A 17,380-nucleotide genomic window follows, 5' to 3' on the forward strand; every position below is an offset into this window, starting at 1 on the left:
AATGAATTGATGAAAAGCACTACTAACATGACCACATTTACTACATGTCTATCTTAAAATGGGTTCAATGACAAAAAAAGTTTTAAAAGACCCAACTTTAGTTTCAGAAGGAAAAAGATACATCTGACTAAAAAAGAAAACAAAATATTTTCGCTGACTTTATGATGTCAAAGTTGTTGCTCATGATATCAATAATTGACCAAAACATAAAGGATGTGTCTTAGTTGCCAATCATCAATCTAATTTTGATTTCATTATCTTACTTTCATTAAATGATTACAGTTTATATGCTCCTTTAGGGTTCATTGCTAAATCAGAACTAAAACAAAACAAACTAGCACGAAGATTTGTTTTTTTAATTGATGTTCTTTTCATTGATCGTAAAGATCCTCGTTCAGCCCTTGAAACTTTTAAAGAAGCCCAAGATTTAATCAGAAATCCAGGTCGTACAATGGTAATCTTTCCTGAAGGAACAAGAAGTCACAAGCAAGAAATGAATGAATTCAAACCAGGGGCTTTAAAGTTAGCCTACCAAGCTTATGTACCAATCCTACCAGTTTCAATTGTCAACTCTTATCAAATTTTTGATAAGAAATTCAGAGGTAAAAAAACAATTCATGTTGTTTTCAATAAAGCGCTTGATCCTAAACAATTCATGCATTTACCTTCTAATAAACTAGCAAGTCAAATTCAAAACACCATCAAAGCATCAATTGATCAATGAGATAATAAAAAATAGTTCGTTCAGAACTATTTTTTTATTTCTCCAATTGCTGAAGTTCAATTTCTTGTTCGCTTAACTGCTTCTTTTCAACCCTGATAGAGAATCTTAGCAGTTTCACGATCCATCTTTGGATGATACTCTTTCTTCACTTTATAAATTTTTTTAATTTGATTCAAATCTTTTCAATAGTTCACTGCAAGACCAGCTAAATATGCTGCACCCATTGCTGTTGTTTCGCTACTTCTAGGCTTAATTAAATCAATATCACTGATGTCACTTTGAAACTGCATCACATAGCGATTGTTGCTTGCTCCGCCATCAACCTTGATGACAATTTTATTCTTCTTGATGATTTTTTTAGTACTTTCTCTCATAGCTAAAATAATATCTTCTGCTTGATAGACTAATGATTCTAATGTTGCCTTAACAATATGTTCTCTTTTAGTATCTCTTTCTAAACCAAAAATTGCTCCTCGTGCTGTTGAATCTCAATAAGGAGCTCCAAGACCAACAAATGCTGGAACAAAATAAACTCTTTGTTCATCAGCAGGATCAATGATGTCAGCATATCACAAACTTTCATCAGAACGATACAACATTTTTCATTGATCTCTTAAGAATTGAATCGCTGCACCAGCAATAAACACTGAACCTTCAATTGCATAGACAGGTTCTTGATTAGGCAACTGATAAGCAATTGTTGTTAACAAGCCTTGCTTTGAAAGTAAAGGCTTATTGCCAATATTCATCATAATAAAGCAACCAGTCCCATAAGTTGTTTTGATTTGGCCAGAATTCAAACATAATTGACCAAATAAAGCAGCATGTTGATCACCAATCGCAGAACAAATCGGAATACTTGTGTCATCATTTTTAAACAACATTCCTGGATAAGTATGACCAATCAACCCTGAACTAGGAATCACTTTTGGTAGAATATTCTCTGGTATATCAAACAAGTTTAGCAATTCTTGATCTCATTGCTTACTGTTGATGTTAAAAAGCATTGTTCGTGAAGCATTTGTGATATCTATCACATGAACAGCTTCACTTTTATCAAGTCCTGTTGTCATTTTATAAATCAATCATGAATCAATTGTTCCAAATGCTAATTTTCCTTCTTGCGCTAACATTCTTGCTTCAGGAACATTATCTAAGATTCATTTAATTTTTGTTGCAGAAAAATAAGCATCAATCAACAAACCAGTTTTCTTATGAATCTTTTCTTTTCATCCTGCTTTAATTAATTGTTCACAATAAGGCGTTGTTCTTCTATCTTGTCAGACAATTGCATTATATATTGGTAGACCAGTTTCACGATTTCAAATCACTGTTGTTTCTCTTTGATTAGTGATGCCAATCGCTGCAATTGCTTTAGAACTAATTTTGCTTTTATTTAATGCTTGAATCATTGTTGTTAGTTGATTATTTCAAATTTCAATGGGATCATGCTCAACTCATCCTTGATGACCTTGTGGGTACTGTTGACGAATTTCAATTTGATTACTTCCCTTAACTTGTCCTTTTTTATCAACAATTAAAGTTCGACAACTTGAAGTTCCTTCATCTAAGGTCATAATGTATTTATTGTCACTCATATTCAATTCCTTTCCTTGCCATTATAACACAGCAATCACTTGAACTAACGCAGCAGCAATAGAAGCACCTAAAAGCGGACCAACCACTGGCACTGGTGCATACTTTCAATCTGAACTACCTTTATGTTTCAAGGGTAATATGGCATGCATAATTCTTGGACCTAAATCTCTGGCAGGATTAATCGCAAATCCAGTTGGACCACCCAACCCAAGACCAATCACCATCACACCAATTCCTACCATAAGCGGAGTTGTAAAATTATTAAGTCCTGAGATGCCAGAATCTTTCATTAAATTTTTAATTACTAACGTTCCAAACATAATCATCATTAAAACAAAAGTAGCTAGTATCTCAGTAATTGTATTTCAAATAAAATTACGATTAGCTGGGATGGTTGCAAAGGTAAATAAAATATCATCTGGTTTTTCTGTGTTGTGATACTCTTTAAAATAAGCTAAATAAACAAACAACTGACCAATCATCGCACCAAGAAACTGCACAATAATATAAATTGGTGCATAAGCAAAATTACCACCAACAAATGCTGCTGTCTTGCCACCAATTAAAAATCCAATTGTCACAGCAGGATTTAAATGTGCTTGTGAGATACTACTTAATAAACCTGCAATTGTCACAGCAAAGCCTCACCCAACTGAAAGTACAATTCAACCACTATTATTTCCTTTAGTACCTTTTAGCATAACATTCGCAACAACGCCATTTCCTAATAATATTAATAAAAAAGTTCCTATTAACTCACCAACAATTACTTGTCCAATCTCAGACATTACTTTTCTCCTTTTCTAGTTCTATCAATCATATCTGCTACTTGTAAAGCAATAGCTGGCGCAGCAGTCAATCCTGGTGACTTAATCCCAGCGATATTAATAAAATTTTGATTATGCTTAGCATATCGAATCACAAAATCATCTGTTTCTTGACAAATTGGTCGTGAACCACTTGTAAGCTTACTAATTCGCTCAACATTTAGGCTTGGAATAATTTTCTTGCCAAGTTTTTGAATAATCTTTAAATGCTTAAAATCAACTAATCTTGTATCTGCTTTAGCAATATTTTCTTCTGCTGTTGGACCAACTAAAATATGACCATCAGGCATTGGAGCAACAATCACACCCTTACCATAAATAGTTGGCACTAAAAAGATGACATGATTTTTTAATGTTTGAGCTTCTGTTTTTTCTAAAATACAATACTGTCCTCTTCTTCTGATTAAATTAAAATCTTGTGCCTTAATCATTTTAGCTATCTCATCCGCATAGTGACCTGCAGCATTAATTACTTTCTTACAAGTAAAAGTAACTTCTTGATCTAAATTTTTACAAGTAACTAAAAAATCAGTTTTACTTTCTTTTATTTTCGTAACTTGATGATTTAAAAATAACTCTGCTTTATTAGCTTTAGCACGATTTCACAAAGCATAGGTTAAAAGAACTGGGTCAACAATATAAGATGATGTACATAATAAAGCTGAATCAACAATTGGGTTAATATTAGGTTCTAAATTTCTTACTTCTTTTTGTGTTAGAATCTTTAACTCACTAGGCTGTAATCCATTCTCAATGCCACGATAGTAGAGTTTTTCTACTGCTTCTTTTTCTTTTTCACTCAAAGCAATCACTAAAGAATCAACTTTCTGTCAAGGAAAATCTAATTCTTTAAATCATTTTTCTTCATAAAGTTTTCTACCAACAAGATTTAATTTAGCATTTAATTTCCCTGGTGTTGGATCAAATCCACCATGAATAATCCCAGAGTTACCTTCAGTAGTTTCTTCTGCAATTTTAGGATTCTTTTCTACAACAACTACTTTAAAACCACGCTTTGCTAACTCATCACAAACAGCAATTCCAATAATCCCTGCTCCAACAACTACGACATCATACTTAGTCATTGTTTCTCCTTCTTTTATTGATTTATTCTATATAATAAAGTATAAAAGATTTTTTAAAAAAAATGAAAATGGTAAAAAAAATTTAAATTTGCAAACAAATTTAAATTTTTCATTTTGTTTAATTTTAGAAAATAAAGTTTTCTAAATAGTCCTTAACATTCTTAACTCAATTTTTATAAATTCTACCTTTTTCTTTTTTGATATCTTCAGCTCGACCTGTAATAAGATTTGCTAAGCGATCAATTTCTTGCAAACTATTATTGATATCTAAATCTAATTTTGGCAATTGCGTTTCTTTTCATTTATTAAACTGATTAATTTTTTCATTATAATCATTCTTATCACGATTACTTTCTAAACGATGCTCAATTTTAATTAATGTTCGTAAAATTTGACCAACAAAGTAGAAACTTTCAGGATCACTAAGATAAACATTAGCATTGTAATCTGAACGTTTAAAAGGAATTCCTTGATACTTACTATTAAAACTTGTGGCAATTAAAATTCCATATTTAGAATTTTGCTTTGCCATATCTTCAACTAATTTTTTTTCTCAATTGTTACTTCATTCTGCATTCTTAACTTCATAAACAATTTTACCTATAACACTATTATCTTGTCTTACTTCTTGTAAGTAATCAGCTTTTTTATCTTGTGCAGTAATTTTAGAAATAATATCATCTGGTTCAAAAACTTTTCTTAATTCACTTTCAACTTCATGTTCAAAATTTTCACCTTTAGTTTTATTTTGAATTACTTTAAATTGTAAGTTTGCTTCTCTTAACTCATTGATTTGGGCTTTTAAAGTAGTAATTTCTTCATGTTTCTGATTAGTTAGTTTCACTTCATGTTGCGCTAAAGTTTTTTCTAATTCCACACTACTAGTTTCAATTTTATTTTTTTGCTCCGCAATAACTTGCTTTAATTGGTCAAGTTGTTCGTGATTTAATTTAATTAATTCATTTTCTTTATCAACTAATAATTTTTCTAACATTAGTTTTTGCGCTTCCTTATCTTTTTCTAAGCGACTTATTTGTGTTCTTAATGCTGTAATCTCATCATGACTTTGCTTGTTTAGTTTCACTTCATGTTGCGCTAAAGCTCGGTCAATTTCGATATTAGTGTTTTCAATCCTATTTTTTTGCTCAGCAATAATTTCGTTTAACTTATCTAATTCTTTTTGATTGATTTTAATTAATTCATTTTCTTTTTCTAGCAATGCTTTGGCTAATTCACTTTCACTTTTACTTACAGCAACTTTTTGACTCGCAATAACTTGATTTAATTGATCAAGTTTAGTTTGATAAATTCTACTAACTTCAATCTCTTTTTCAGCTGCTGTACGTTTTAATTCTCTCATTAATTCAGCTTTGTAACGATCAGATAACTTTGCTCTTAATTGATTAATATATTCAGTTTCATGTTTCTTAAAAATTTCATTTAAATGACTCATAATTTTTTCATTGTTATTAAAATCTTTCTCAGTAATTAAATGATTACAATTGGGACACTTAAATTCAAAACTCATACTTTCTACTCACTTTCTTTTTTTAATCTACCTAATTATTTATAACCTATTATAAAGATAAAAAAAATAAAAGCAATTAATAAAAACCACTAAATAAAACTAACAAAAAAACAATTAATTTTATTAAATTTACGATAAAATATTAATCATGAGAAGAGAGTGAATATCATGTCATGAAACAATTTTAATCTTAAAGAGTGAATTATTGAAGCATTAAAAATTAACAAAATTATCAAACCAACTGAAATCCAAAACCAAGTGATTCCTTTAGCATTAAAAGGCAGTAACTTAATTGTTACAAGTCCAACTGGTACAGGAAAAACTCATGCTTTTTTAGTTCCAATTTTAAATCAAATTGAAAATAATAATAAAACACAAGCAGTAATTATGGCACCAACTAGAGAACTAGCACAACAAATTTTCAGTTTTACAAAGCAACTAACAGCAAACCAACCAATTAAAGTGGCTTGTTTTGTTGGTGGAACAGAATTAAAAAAACAAACAGAAAAATTTAAAAATAACCAACCTGAGATTGTTATTGGTACGCCAACAAGAATCAAAACACTCTATCAAGAGCATGGTCTAAACATCACTACTGCTAGAACTTTAGTACTTGATGAATGTGATATGCTATTTGAATTAGGTTTTGTTAAAGATTTAGATTTTCTAATGACAAAATTTAATTCTGATATTCAATGTTTAGCTTTTTCAGCGACAATCAATCAAGAACTACAAAGTTTTTTAAAAAAATATTTTAGTAACACAAAAGTTATCAATCTTAATAAGATGGTAGCACCAAAAATTGAACACATTTTTATTAATTGTCCTTTTAACCAAAGAAAAAATGACTTACTAGCATTAGTAAATTTAATCAATCCTTATTTATGCTTAATTTTTGTCAACACTAAAAATCAAATTGCCGAGATTGGTTCCTTACTAACTAATGCCGGCAAAAAAACTGCTTTACTGCACAGTGATTTATCACCTAGAAGTCGTATCCAAATTTTCAAAAGAATTAAAAATCTTGACTATCAATATTTAGTGACAACTGATGTTAGTTCACGAGGGATTGATATTCCAGGGATTTCACATATTATTTCTTTACAACTGCCAAAAGAATTAAACTATTACTTACATCGTGCTGGACGAACTGGACGAAACAACCAATCTGGTATCTCATATATCTTTTATGATCATCATGATTTAAATGCTATTCAAGAACTTAAAAAGTCCAATCTTAATATAAAATATTATAAAATTAAAAAGAATGAATTAGTGGAAGAAAAAAATCTTGCTAGTAAAACTAATAAACCTACTGAAAGCAAACTAGCTTTACAAACAATCAATCGTTTTCATGCTAACAAAAAAGTAAAGCCTGGATACAAAAAAGATTTTAAAACAAAACTAACAAAGATAAGAAAAAAAGATCTGCAAAAAAAGAAAAAATTTCGAGGTTAGAGAAATGAATACTTCTAACGTTATTATTGGTTGTCATGTTTCAATGAAAGCACCTAAATATTTACTTGGTTCAGTCCAAGATGCAGTTAGTTACAATGCTAATGCTTTTATGATTTATACAGGACCACCACAAAATGCCAATCGTAAGCCAATCCAAGAACTATTACTACCCGAATTCAAAGTAGAATTAAAAACAAATAATATTAATATTAAAGATGTCATCGTTCATGCACCTTATCTTATTAATTTAGCTAATACATTAAAACCTAGTACTTTTAACTTTTCTGTTGAATTGTTACAAAAAGAATTAAAGCGTTGTCAAGAAATTGGTGTTAGCACAATTGTCCTTCATCCTGGTAGCACAGTTGGTGCAGAAAAAAATCTTGCTCTAAATCAAATTATCAAAGGTTTAGATGCAGCATGCTTTGAAAATCAAACAGTGAAGATTGCTTTAGAAACTATGGCAGGTAAAGGTAACGAAACTGGTAGCAATTTTCAAGAACTAGCTTACATCATCAACAATGTCAAAAATAAATCATTAATTGGTGTCTGCTGAGATACTTGTCATTTATATGATGCAGGTTATGATTTAGTTAACAATCTAGATGGCATTATTAAAGAATTTGAGCAACTAATTGGTCTTGATAAGTTACTAGTTCTTCACATAAATGATTCTAAATTTGGCTTAAATAGTCATAAAGATCGTCATGAAAATTTAGGCTTAGGAAAAATTGGTTTTGATAGCTTAATCAAAATTATTTATCATCCTCTATTTATCAACAAAACAAAAATCTTAGAAACTCCCTGAATTAACAACAAACCACCTTATAAAGAAGAACTTGCGATGATTCATAGCAAAACTTTTAATCAAGATACTCTACTAGCGCTTAAAGGAGACAACTAATGAAAAAAATTGGTATTTTAGGTGGCACTTTTGATCCAATTCACAATCAGCACATAAAAATTGCAAAAACTGCTTTTTCTAAATTAAAACTTGATGAAGTATGAATTCTACCAAATAAAAAAAATCCTTTAAAAAATAATGTTAGCGCAACTACTGAACAACGAATTGCCATGATTAAGTTAGCCATTAAAAATCTTGCTTGATTAAAATTGAATGAATACGAATTAAAAAGTAAAAGTAAAGTTAGTTATTCAATTAATACAATTAAATATTTAACAAAAACTTATCCTAAGACTGAATTCTTTTTCATTATTGGTTCAGATAACTTAGCTACTTTAAATCAATGAAAAGGGATTGATGAATTAAATAAGCTAGTTAAGATCATTGTCGTTAATCGACCACACTATCCAAAAACAATTGAATTAATGCAAAGATATCATTGTGAGAATTTAGTTGTTCAACCAAGTAGTGATGTTAGTTCATCAAAAATTCGTACTGGCGAAGCGATTGAACTACTTGATCCAAAAGTTATAGATTACATCAATAATAATTTAATTTATGCTCAAGAACGTTTAAATTTTAATTTAGATCAAGAACGTATCCAACATTGTCTTAATGTGGGACAAGCAGCAAAAGAACTTGCAATCAAACATCATGTTGACCCCAATCAAGCACTAATCGCAGGAACCTTCCATGACATCGCCAAACAATGGCCAAAGACACAACTAACTAAATACCTTAATAAGTACTACCCTGAAGGTCTAACAGCGCCATTTAACCTCTATCACGCTTATGTTGGAGCACTCTATTTAAAGCATCACCTAAAATTTCATGATCAAGATATAATTGATGCAATTTTTAAACATACTAGTGGTGACCTAAAAATGAGCAAATTAGATTTAATAGTATTTCTAGCAGATAAAATTTCTAAAGAAAGAAAGTACCCTGAAGTAAAGACATTAAGAAAACTTGCTGCTAAAGATTTAAGTTTAGCCTTTAGTAAATACTTAGAATTATTAAGAACTAATTTACTAAATAAAAATGTAAAATTAAATCAAGAATTTAATTTGATTTATGAAAAGTGACATAAAAATTAAAGAAAGGTATCATAATGAAAAAATCAAAAAAGTTTAAAAAATTAAAATTAAAAAAAGCAAAAGCAAAAAAAGAATATTCGGAAATAAAAATCAAAAAAAGTGGTTTCATCTCTGCAATCTTTAAATACTATAAAGTTTATCCAGTTTTGTATACTATTGCTATTACTGCGACAATTCTTGCATCTGTTCTAACAGTTATCATTCCAAAAGTAACTAATACCTTTTTAACTAATGGCTTTGATCCTAATAAAATTATTCAATTAACTTATATCTTAATTAGTTTACAAGTTGGTTCAGGAATTTTAATGTACATCAGAAATCTAACTGGTGGATTAATTGGCGTTAAAATTGAAATTGAGTACCGAAATAAAGTTTTAGATCAACTACTAAAAGTTGATATGTCATATTATGAAACTAGTAAAATTGGTGAATCACTAACTAAATTAATTAGTGATACTGAGATTATTGGTGATAATATGCAAGCCATTCCTTTAGCTTTTCTTAGTGCATTGGTAACTTTTATTGGAGGAATCATTGTTACTTTTTCAATTAATTGACAAATGTCACTAATTGTTCTAGGGATAATCTTAATTATCGCTGTTGCAGCAATTTTTAGTGTTCAAATTATTCGAATTCTAAATTATAAATGAAGAAAAGTCTACACTGAAGTTAATGCTGATGTAACTGATCGTATCTCAACTATTGCTTTAATTAAAAGTAATGCTACTGAAGAATCAGAAATGAAAAGATTTCTATCTGAACATAAAAGATACTATGGTGCTTCAAAGAAAACAATTAACTTTAACAGTTTTGCACAAGCTTTACTAGTAACACTACTAACAGGAATTAATATTGTTGGTCTAGTTACTGGACTGCATTTTGCAAGTAAGGGAATCATTGAACCTGCTGTTGTTATTTCTTTCATGCTTTCAGTCAACACTTTAATTTTTCCAATTATTCAAAGTATTCAATTCTTAACTAACTGAGCTCGAGCTTCAACTGCGATTTTAAGAATTAATGAAATTCTAGATGTCAAACCAAAAATTGTTGATGCTGATAAGGCAATTAAAGTTAACTCTATTAGTGGTGACATCATCTTTAAGAATGTCAATTTCCGCTATAAAGAAGGCTCTCCTTGAATCTTAAAAGACTTTGATTATACTTTTAAAAAAGGAAAAAGCTATGCCATTGTTGGTGCAACTGGAGTTGGAAAAAGTACTATTAGTAAACTACTACTAAGATACTATGACCCAGAAAGTGGCGAAATCCTAATCAACAATACTAATTTAAAGCAACTTAATTTAAAATCTTATCTAGGCCATGTTGGTTACATCGAACAAGATCCACAAATTTTATATGGTGACTTCACGGAAAACATTCGTTACACCAAACAAAATGCAACCAATGCCGAAATTGCAGCAGCAGCTAAAAAAGCTAATCTATCTGACTACATCGAAGAGTTACCTGATAAATATCAAACAATGCTAGGAGAAAGAGGAATGAATCTTTCAGGAGGACAAAAGCAAAGAGTTGCCATCGCAAGAGTCTTCTTAAAAAATCCTGAGTTGCTAATTCTTGATGAAGCTACAAGTGCTCTAGACAATATTGTTGAAAAAGAAATTCAAGCACAATTTAATAAACTAATGGTTGGTCGAACAAGTATTGTTATTGCTCACCGCCTATCAACAATTAAAAATGTTGATCAAATTCTTGTGTTAGAAAAAAATCGTGGTCTGGTTCAAACTGGAACATTTGAAGAATTAAAAGTTAAAGAAGGACACTTCAAAAACCTCTATCAAGCTGGTTTAATGGATTAATAAAAATGGTAGCTAAGCTACCATTTTTGTTTATCCTTTAATTCCTGAAATTCATTTTTCAATATCTTTTAAAACTGCATCGGTATGAGAATCATTTAGAATTGCGTGCTTACCTTTTTTATAAAATTTGTAAGTCACACCTTTTCTTCATTTCTTTTCATTATCTTCTACTTTATCGTAATCAGCTAAGATATCTTCACCACTCTGAATTACCAGTACTGGTGAAACAGTATCATTAATATTTTTAACTACTGACTTAGTACTATTTTTTGCTTGCATTAGATACAACAAAGTAAAGGATTTATTATTTCTACGATAATTACGTTCATTAACTGCATCAACATATTCAGTGCGATCAGATAAATCTGAAGGATCATAAGTAATTGGAAGAAGGATATTTTTATAAAAAATAAGTCCAGCAGCAAGTTTAAAAAATAAACTAGCTGTTAATTTAAAGTTTCAATTCTTAGTAACAAAATTAGTTAGAATTGCGCCTGCTACTTGATTATCTAATCTTTTTAAAGCAAGTGCTACTAATGAAGAACCAAACGAATCTCCTAATAAAATAATCTTTTGCTTAGGAAATCTTTCAATCACAACATTAATGATATCTTCAATATCACTAACTGTTGTTCCTAGACTATGATATTTTCACTTACCATTTTCTCCTCAGTTTCTTTGATCAAAACTTAAAAAAGAAATTTTTTGTTTATGGAAAAAATCTTTTGCTAGATTAAAGTCCTCTTTTGAACCACCCATACTATGGACACCAATGACAACACATCTACTATCTTCAACAAAATTATAATTAGTTCTTAATAAATAATTATCTCTAGTGATGACACCAGAATTAGTTCATTGGGGAAAATGACGTTTTTTTTCTCACTTATAATCAATATGATGAAATTGATACCATCTTAATAAAAAAAGTAAGACAAGAATTAACAGAAAAATTAAAAGTATCACCCACCAATAATTATCTCAAAAATTCATTATTTAACTTCAACCTCCAATTTGCTTTGCTATTTGTATGATATTAATTTTATCAAATTAAATCATTTTTATCTTAATAATTAAAAAAACTCTAATTTATCATTAGAGCTTTTTTAAAATTATTCCTTCACAAGCTCAGCAATCACATCGCCTTGCTTAACTTTACCATATTTTAAGATGTTAATTTTATAACCATATTCTGCAATTGTTTCTTTAGTAAAAACAATTGGTGTTGTAATATCTTTATTATTTTTCTTAATTGAATCTAAATTAACTTTTACTAATAAGTCTTTTGCTGTAATTTTATCTTCTTTCTTAACCTTCACATCAAAACCCTTACCATTTAATTCTACTGTATCCATCCCAATATGAACTAAACATTCAATCTTAGTTGATTTTTCAGTAATACCATACGCATGTCCTGCATCCATTGTAGTAGTCAAAACTCCTGAGATTGGTGCAAGAAATGTTGCTTCTTTTGTACTTTTAGGAATAATAGCAAATCCATCACCTAACATTTTTGTTGAAAATACAGGATCTTGAACATCTTCAATTTTAATAACTTCCCCTGAAATTGGTGCGTATACTTCAATTCTTTTTTTTCTAAATAAAAACATTTTTTCCTCCAAATTTTAAAATGTATTTTTAATTTAATATTTGATTAAGTTTGTCTGTTACTAATTTTTCTACTTCTTCATGAGTTTCACATGCTAGTGCTTGTTCAACTAATAATTCCATATCTTTTTTGCTTAAACTATTAATTAACTTTCTTGTTGATAAAATATCAGAAGCTGACATTGAAAATTCATCCAATCCCATACCTACTAATAACGGAGCAGCAATGCTATCTCCTGCCATTTCACCACACATTCCAACAGGAATTTTCTTTTCATGCACCTTAGCGCCATCAATTGTCATTTTAATTAATCTTAAAACTGCTGGATGGTAAGGTTGATATAAATAAGAAACTTTTTCAGACATTCTATCTGCTGCTAAACTATATTGAATTAAATCATTAGTTCCAATTGAGAAAAAGTCAGCATACTTAGAAAAGATATGTGCATTAACTGCAGAAGAAGGAATTTCAATCATCATTCCAATTTGAACGTTATCGCTTACTTTTTGTCCTTCTTTAATCAATTCTTCTTTACATTGTAAAACAAACGCTTTAGCTTCTTTAAATTCTTCAACTGTTGCAATCATTGGAAACATAATTCCTAATTGTCCATAAACTGAAGCTCTTAATAAAGCTCTGATTTGTGTTCTAAAAATATCTTTTTGATCCAAACATAGTCTAATCGCACGATATCCTAAAAAAGGATTCAATTCATGTGGTAAATCTCAATATGATAATTTTTTATCGCCACCAATATCTAATGTTCTGATAACAACTTTATAAGGATGCATTTTTTCTAATGCAATTTTATATTCATTAAATTGTTCTTCTTCAGTTGGAAAATCAGTATTTTCCATATATAAGAATTCAGTTCTAAATAGTCCAATTCCTTGGGCATCATTTTCAATTGCTGAATCTAAATCTTTTGATGATCCAACATTTGCTTCTAATTTAAATTCATAGTTATCTTTTGTAATTGTTTTTTTACCTTTAAAACTAGTTAGTTCTGCTTTTAAATTTACTCAAGATTTTTCTTGATGTTTTCACTTATTAACTTCTTCTGTTGATAAATTAAGTTCAACTAAACCACTACTACCATTTAAAGCTACATACTCATTATTTTGTACTTGAGTTGTAATATTTTTTAATCCTACAATTGCAGGTATTCCTAAACTTCTTGCCATAATAGCAGAATGAGAAGTTCGACCACCAATATTACATAAAAATCCCTTAACAAATTTTGGATTTAATTGACTTGTTTGAGAAGGAGTCAAATCATTAGCAACAATAATAACTTCTTCTTTAATTTCACTTAAAAAGTTATCTTTAATTCCTAAAATTTGATTTAATAGTTTAGTTTTAATATCAAGAATATCTGCTGCACGTTCACGCAAATATTCATCATCTAATGAACTAAAAATTTGATAAAAACTATCACATGCAAGTTCAACTGCTTTAGCAGCATTCCATTTTTCATCATTAATTAATGATTTAATTTGCTGATATAACTCTGGATCTGCTAAAATCGATAAATGAGCTTCAAAGATAGCAGCATGTTCATCGCCTAATTTTTCTCTTGTTGTAACAACTAATTTTTCAAGGTCATTTTTTACTTGTACTATTGCTATATCAACTTTGTTAATTTCAGAGTTTAAATTCTTTTCTTCAACCTTATTATTACTAATTTTAGTTGTTTCTTCTTTAAGAATTAAAACTTTACTTACTGCAATTCCATTGCTAGCACCTATTCCGTGCATTTTCATTAATACCTCTCCTATAATTTGAATTTAATAATGATGATAATCATTCAAGTAAATTATAATCAAAAAAAATAAAATATTCATACTAATTAATAAAAAATTACATTTATTTTTCTACTTATCAATTGGAAATAGATATTTTTTATTCAAATTAATACTATAATAGTTTTCTCAACCAATAATGATATGGTCTAATAAAGTTATTTCAAAAATTTTTAATTGTTTTTTTAATTCCTGAGTAATTTTTAAATCTGCAAAAGAAGCCTCACTATCACCTCCTGGATGATTATGAATACAAATAATTTTATTAGCACGATACGTAATTGCTAAATATAAAATATCTTTAATATCGACTTTTAAACTATCATGAGTACCTTTATACAACAAATTTTGATGAATTAATTTATTTTGATTATTTAGCAATAATAAATAAAAATGCTCATGTTTTAAATCTTCATAATAATCTTTTACTAGATTAAAAACATCTTCAGGCCAAATTATCTTTGCATACTGAAATTGCTTATTGACTAATTTAATTCGTTTTGTTAATTCTAAACAAGTTACTAACTCCAAAGCCTTACTCTTACCAATTCCTTTAATTTTAATTAAACTATTAAATTCAATCTGATTAAAATTTTCAATTCCTTTAAATGTATCAATAATATCTCTTGCTAGCAACAAAACATTTTTTTCTTTTGTTCCTGTACGTAAAATAATTGCTAATAATTCTTCATCCGTTAAACTTGCAATTCCATATTTAATTGCTTTTTCGCGCGGCTTTTTATCATTTTGAAAATCTTTGAATTTCATAGACTATCGACTCCTAATAATTAATTACTAAAACAAAATAAAAAAATCCTTTTTAAAAAGGATTTTAATTAACAAAAAATTGGTTTTGAGAAAAAGTATTTTTGAATTTTAATTTTTTCTTGCTCAAAAACCTTTGCAACTAAAAATTCACTCATGAAATCAACAAATTTTTCTTCCATATTATGTCCTAATACTAGGACATTAATATTCTTATCTAATGCCTCTAGTTCTTGATGTCACTTAACTTCACCTGTAATCACAAGTGAAATATCATTCTTAGTACTATCAGATTTGCTTAACAACTCAACAACATCTCCTGCAGCTCCAGACGCTACTATCACTTTATTAATTTTTGCTTTTAAATTTTTAGTGATAACTTTAACTTGATCAAAATCAAAGTATGTTTTGGTATTAGCTACAACTTTTGCTAAAGATAAATTATTGTAGTAACCAACAACACTTAATTTTTCTTGATCAAAGTATTTTATCTTTGCTAATTTCAATTGTTCAGCAATTAAAAAATTCATCCCAAAACGATTCTTATCAAAATTAGTATGCAAAACATAAACATTAATATTATTTGCTTTTAATTTACGAAGTAACTCTTTTTTTCATTTATTATTTGCTAAAGTAGCAATGCTCTTAGCAAAAATAAAAGGATGATGAACAATAATTAATTTTATTTTATTCTTAATTGCTTCTTCAATGACACTTTCAGTTACATCTAATGCAATTAGTATTTCACTAATCTCATTATCTTTTTTCTTACTTCTAACTTGTCATCCAACAAAATCTCAATCTGCAGCATCTTCTAAAGGAAAAGCATTTTCTAACTTTTCAATGATAATTGATAGTTTCATTTTAGCCTTTATAGAATTCCTTAATAAGTTTTGATTTGGAAGGATGCTTTAATTTTCGAATTGCTTTAGCTTCAATTTGTCTGATTCTTTCTCTTGTAACAGAAAATTCTCTGCCGACTTCTTCTAAAGTTTTTGGTGTATCATATTTGCTGATGTGTGTATAAATTACTTTATTACGAACAATTTCTGGGACATCTAAACTAGTTTCAGCATGTAAATGCATTTCATCCATTGCGTTTTTTAATTCTTGTTTTTCATCTTCTTCACAAAGATTTATTAGTCGTTTTAATTTTGTCGGCATAATACCAAAACGCATTCTAATTACTTTTTCTTCTCTTAACGTTAGCACATCACCAAAAACTTGATCAAGTTGTTCTCTCAATCAATGACGTTCTGCTGCTTCATCTGGTGACAACATATTCTTATCTTTAATAAAATCACCAAAATGAGTGTCATCTTCTTCACCAATTGGTTTTTCTAAAGATACTGGTTCAGAAGCTAATTTTTTTATTTCTAAAATTCGATTAGCATTCATATTTTGTCCCATTGCTTCAGCTATTTCTTCTGGGGTTGGCTCTCTACCTAATTCTTGATTCAATTGACGTTCAATTCGCGTTAGTTTATTAATTCTTTCTACCATATGGACAGGTATTCTAATTGTTCTACCTTGATCTGCTATCGCTCTTGTGATGGCTTGTCTAATTCATCAAGTTGCATAAGTAGAAAACTTAAATCCTTTATGATAGTTAAACTTAACAATTGCTTTTCCTAAACCAATGTTTCCTTCTTGAATTAAATCTTCAAATGCTAAGCCACGATTTAAATGTCTTCTAGCAACCGATACAACTAACTTTAAGTTAGAGTTAAATAATTGCTTAAAAGCAAAATCTCTTTCTTCTGGATCTTTTGATTCTAACATTTTTGCATATTCAACTTCTTGCTCTTGGGTTAAAATTTGACTAGTTCCTAAGATGTTGAAGTAAGATTTAATCCCATCTTTTCTTCTTGTATCATTTGAGATACTCATAGTATTTTTCAAATTTAACTCAGCTGCAATGTTGTCAAGCATTAAGTCATCTTCTTCAATTGTTTCTTCTTCATCAACTAAAGCATCAAGAAAAATTGCTCCTTCTGATTCTAAAAAATCAAAAATCTCTTCAATCTCATCATCAGATAAGCTCAAATGTTGTAAATCGCTTAAGATTTCTTCTTGCTTAAGCTCTTCACCTACTTTAATTTTGTCAATTAAGTCAGCTTTCAATTCTTCTTTGCTTTTAAATTCTTTTTTTTCTTTATTCATAA

The 17,380-nt window shown here is 29.0% G+C and carries 15 protein-coding genes; 5 read left to right on the forward strand and 10 right to left on the reverse strand.

Annotated elements, in window-relative coordinates:
* Nucleotide 1: 1 nt before the first annotated feature.
* Nucleotides 2-739, forward strand: a complete 738-nt coding sequence (locus SPLAT_RS01945; RefSeq protein ID WP_168104727.1) for a lysophospholipid acyltransferase family protein — start codon at nucleotides 2-4, stop codon at nucleotides 737-739.
* 11 nt (nucleotides 740-750) lie between these two features.
* On the opposite strand, the gene glpK is transcribed toward SPLAT_RS01945, so the two are convergent.
* The 4 genes from glpK to SPLAT_RS01965 form a co-directional block, all read right to left on the reverse strand.
* Nucleotides 751-2,322, reverse strand: coding sequence for a glycerol kinase GlpK (gene glpK, locus SPLAT_RS01950; RefSeq protein WP_168104728.1), 1,572 nt, complete (start codon nucleotides 2,320-2,322; stop codon nucleotides 751-753).
* A 21-nt stretch (nucleotides 2,323-2,343) separates the two neighbouring features.
* Entirely contained in the window at nucleotides 2,344-3,111 is a 768-nt protein-coding gene (locus tag SPLAT_RS01955; RefSeq protein ID WP_168104729.1) for an MIP/aquaporin family protein, read from the reverse strand.
* Complete coding sequence (gene glpO, locus SPLAT_RS01960; protein WP_168104730.1) at nucleotides 3,111-4,235, reverse strand: type 2 glycerol-3-phosphate oxidase; 1,125 nt, start codon at nucleotides 4,233-4,235, stop codon at nucleotides 3,111-3,113. The genes SPLAT_RS01955 and glpO overlap by 1 nt, the downstream gene beginning before the upstream one ends.
* Before the next feature lie 124 nt (nucleotides 4,236-4,359).
* Nucleotides 4,360-5,763, reverse strand: coding sequence for a DUF2130 domain-containing protein (locus SPLAT_RS01965; protein ID WP_168104731.1), 1,404 nt, complete (start codon nucleotides 5,761-5,763; stop codon nucleotides 4,360-4,362).
* Nucleotides 5,764-5,931: 168 nt separating this feature from the next.
* Between SPLAT_RS01965 and SPLAT_RS01970 the strand changes: the two genes are divergently transcribed.
* From SPLAT_RS01970 to SPLAT_RS01985, 4 genes are read left to right on the forward strand one after another with little or no spacing between them, the layout of a single operon-like run.
* Complete coding sequence (locus tag SPLAT_RS01970; RefSeq protein ID WP_168104732.1) at nucleotides 5,932-7,221, forward strand: DEAD/DEAH box helicase; 1,290 nt, start codon at nucleotides 5,932-5,934, stop codon at nucleotides 7,219-7,221.
* Nucleotides 7,222-7,225: 4 nt separating this feature from the next.
* Nucleotides 7,226-8,125 carry a deoxyribonuclease IV gene (locus SPLAT_RS01975; RefSeq protein ID WP_168104733.1) on the forward strand — a complete coding sequence of 300 codons (900 nt, stop codon included), beginning with the start codon at nucleotides 7,226-7,228 and terminating at the stop codon, nucleotides 8,123-8,125.
* Nucleotides 8,125-9,222: a nicotinate-nucleotide adenylyltransferase gene (locus SPLAT_RS01980; RefSeq protein WP_168104975.1), complete on the forward strand. Its 1,098-nt coding sequence runs from the start codon at nucleotides 8,125-8,127 to the stop codon at nucleotides 9,220-9,222. Before SPLAT_RS01975 ends, SPLAT_RS01980 begins: the two co-directional genes overlap by 1 nt.
* 14 nt (nucleotides 9,223-9,236) lie before the next feature.
* A complete protein-coding gene (locus tag SPLAT_RS01985) occupies nucleotides 9,237-11,039 on the forward strand; it encodes an ABC transporter ATP-binding protein (RefSeq protein WP_168104734.1) in 1,803 nt (600 codons plus the stop codon).
* Nucleotides 11,040-11,069: 30 nt separating this feature from the next.
* Here SPLAT_RS01985 and SPLAT_RS01990 read toward each other — a convergent pair whose 3' ends face one another.
* The 6 genes from SPLAT_RS01990 to SPLAT_RS02015 form a co-directional block, all read right to left on the reverse strand.
* Nucleotides 11,070-12,005: an alpha/beta fold hydrolase gene (locus tag SPLAT_RS01990; RefSeq protein WP_235083216.1), complete on the reverse strand. Its 936-nt coding sequence runs from the start codon at nucleotides 12,003-12,005 to the stop codon at nucleotides 11,070-11,072.
* A 146-nt stretch (nucleotides 12,006-12,151) separates the two neighbouring features.
* Nucleotides 12,152-12,649 (reverse strand): PTS sugar transporter subunit IIA, encoded by a 498-nt coding sequence (locus SPLAT_RS01995; protein ID WP_168104736.1) that lies wholly within the window; start codon nucleotides 12,647-12,649, stop codon nucleotides 12,152-12,154.
* Between the two features lie 28 nt (nucleotides 12,650-12,677).
* Nucleotides 12,678-14,411: a phosphoenolpyruvate--protein phosphotransferase gene (ptsP, locus tag SPLAT_RS02000; protein ID WP_168104737.1), complete on the reverse strand. Its 1,734-nt coding sequence runs from the start codon at nucleotides 14,409-14,411 to the stop codon at nucleotides 12,678-12,680.
* 111 nt (nucleotides 14,412-14,522) lie between these two features.
* Nucleotides 14,523-15,218, reverse strand: coding sequence for a RadC family protein (gene radC / locus SPLAT_RS02005; RefSeq protein WP_168104738.1), 696 nt, complete (start codon nucleotides 15,216-15,218; stop codon nucleotides 14,523-14,525).
* Nucleotides 15,219-15,286: 68 nt separating this feature from the next.
* Nucleotides 15,287-16,078 (reverse strand): Nif3-like dinuclear metal center hexameric protein, encoded by a 792-nt coding sequence (locus tag SPLAT_RS02010; RefSeq protein ID WP_168104739.1) that lies wholly within the window; start codon nucleotides 16,076-16,078, stop codon nucleotides 15,287-15,289.
* Nucleotide 16,079: 1 nt separating this feature from the next.
* Nucleotides 16,080-17,378: a sigma-70 family RNA polymerase sigma factor gene (locus tag SPLAT_RS02015; RefSeq protein ID WP_168104740.1), complete on the reverse strand. Its 1,299-nt coding sequence runs from the start codon at nucleotides 17,376-17,378 to the stop codon at nucleotides 16,080-16,082.
* Nucleotides 17,379-17,380: the final 2 nt, after the last annotated feature.

The sequence above is a fragment of the Spiroplasma platyhelix PALS-1 genome, assembly GCF_021496725.1.
Taxonomy (GTDB): domain Bacteria; phylum Bacillota_I; class Bacilli_A; order Mycoplasmatales; family VBWQ01; genus Spiroplasma_D; species Spiroplasma_D platyhelix.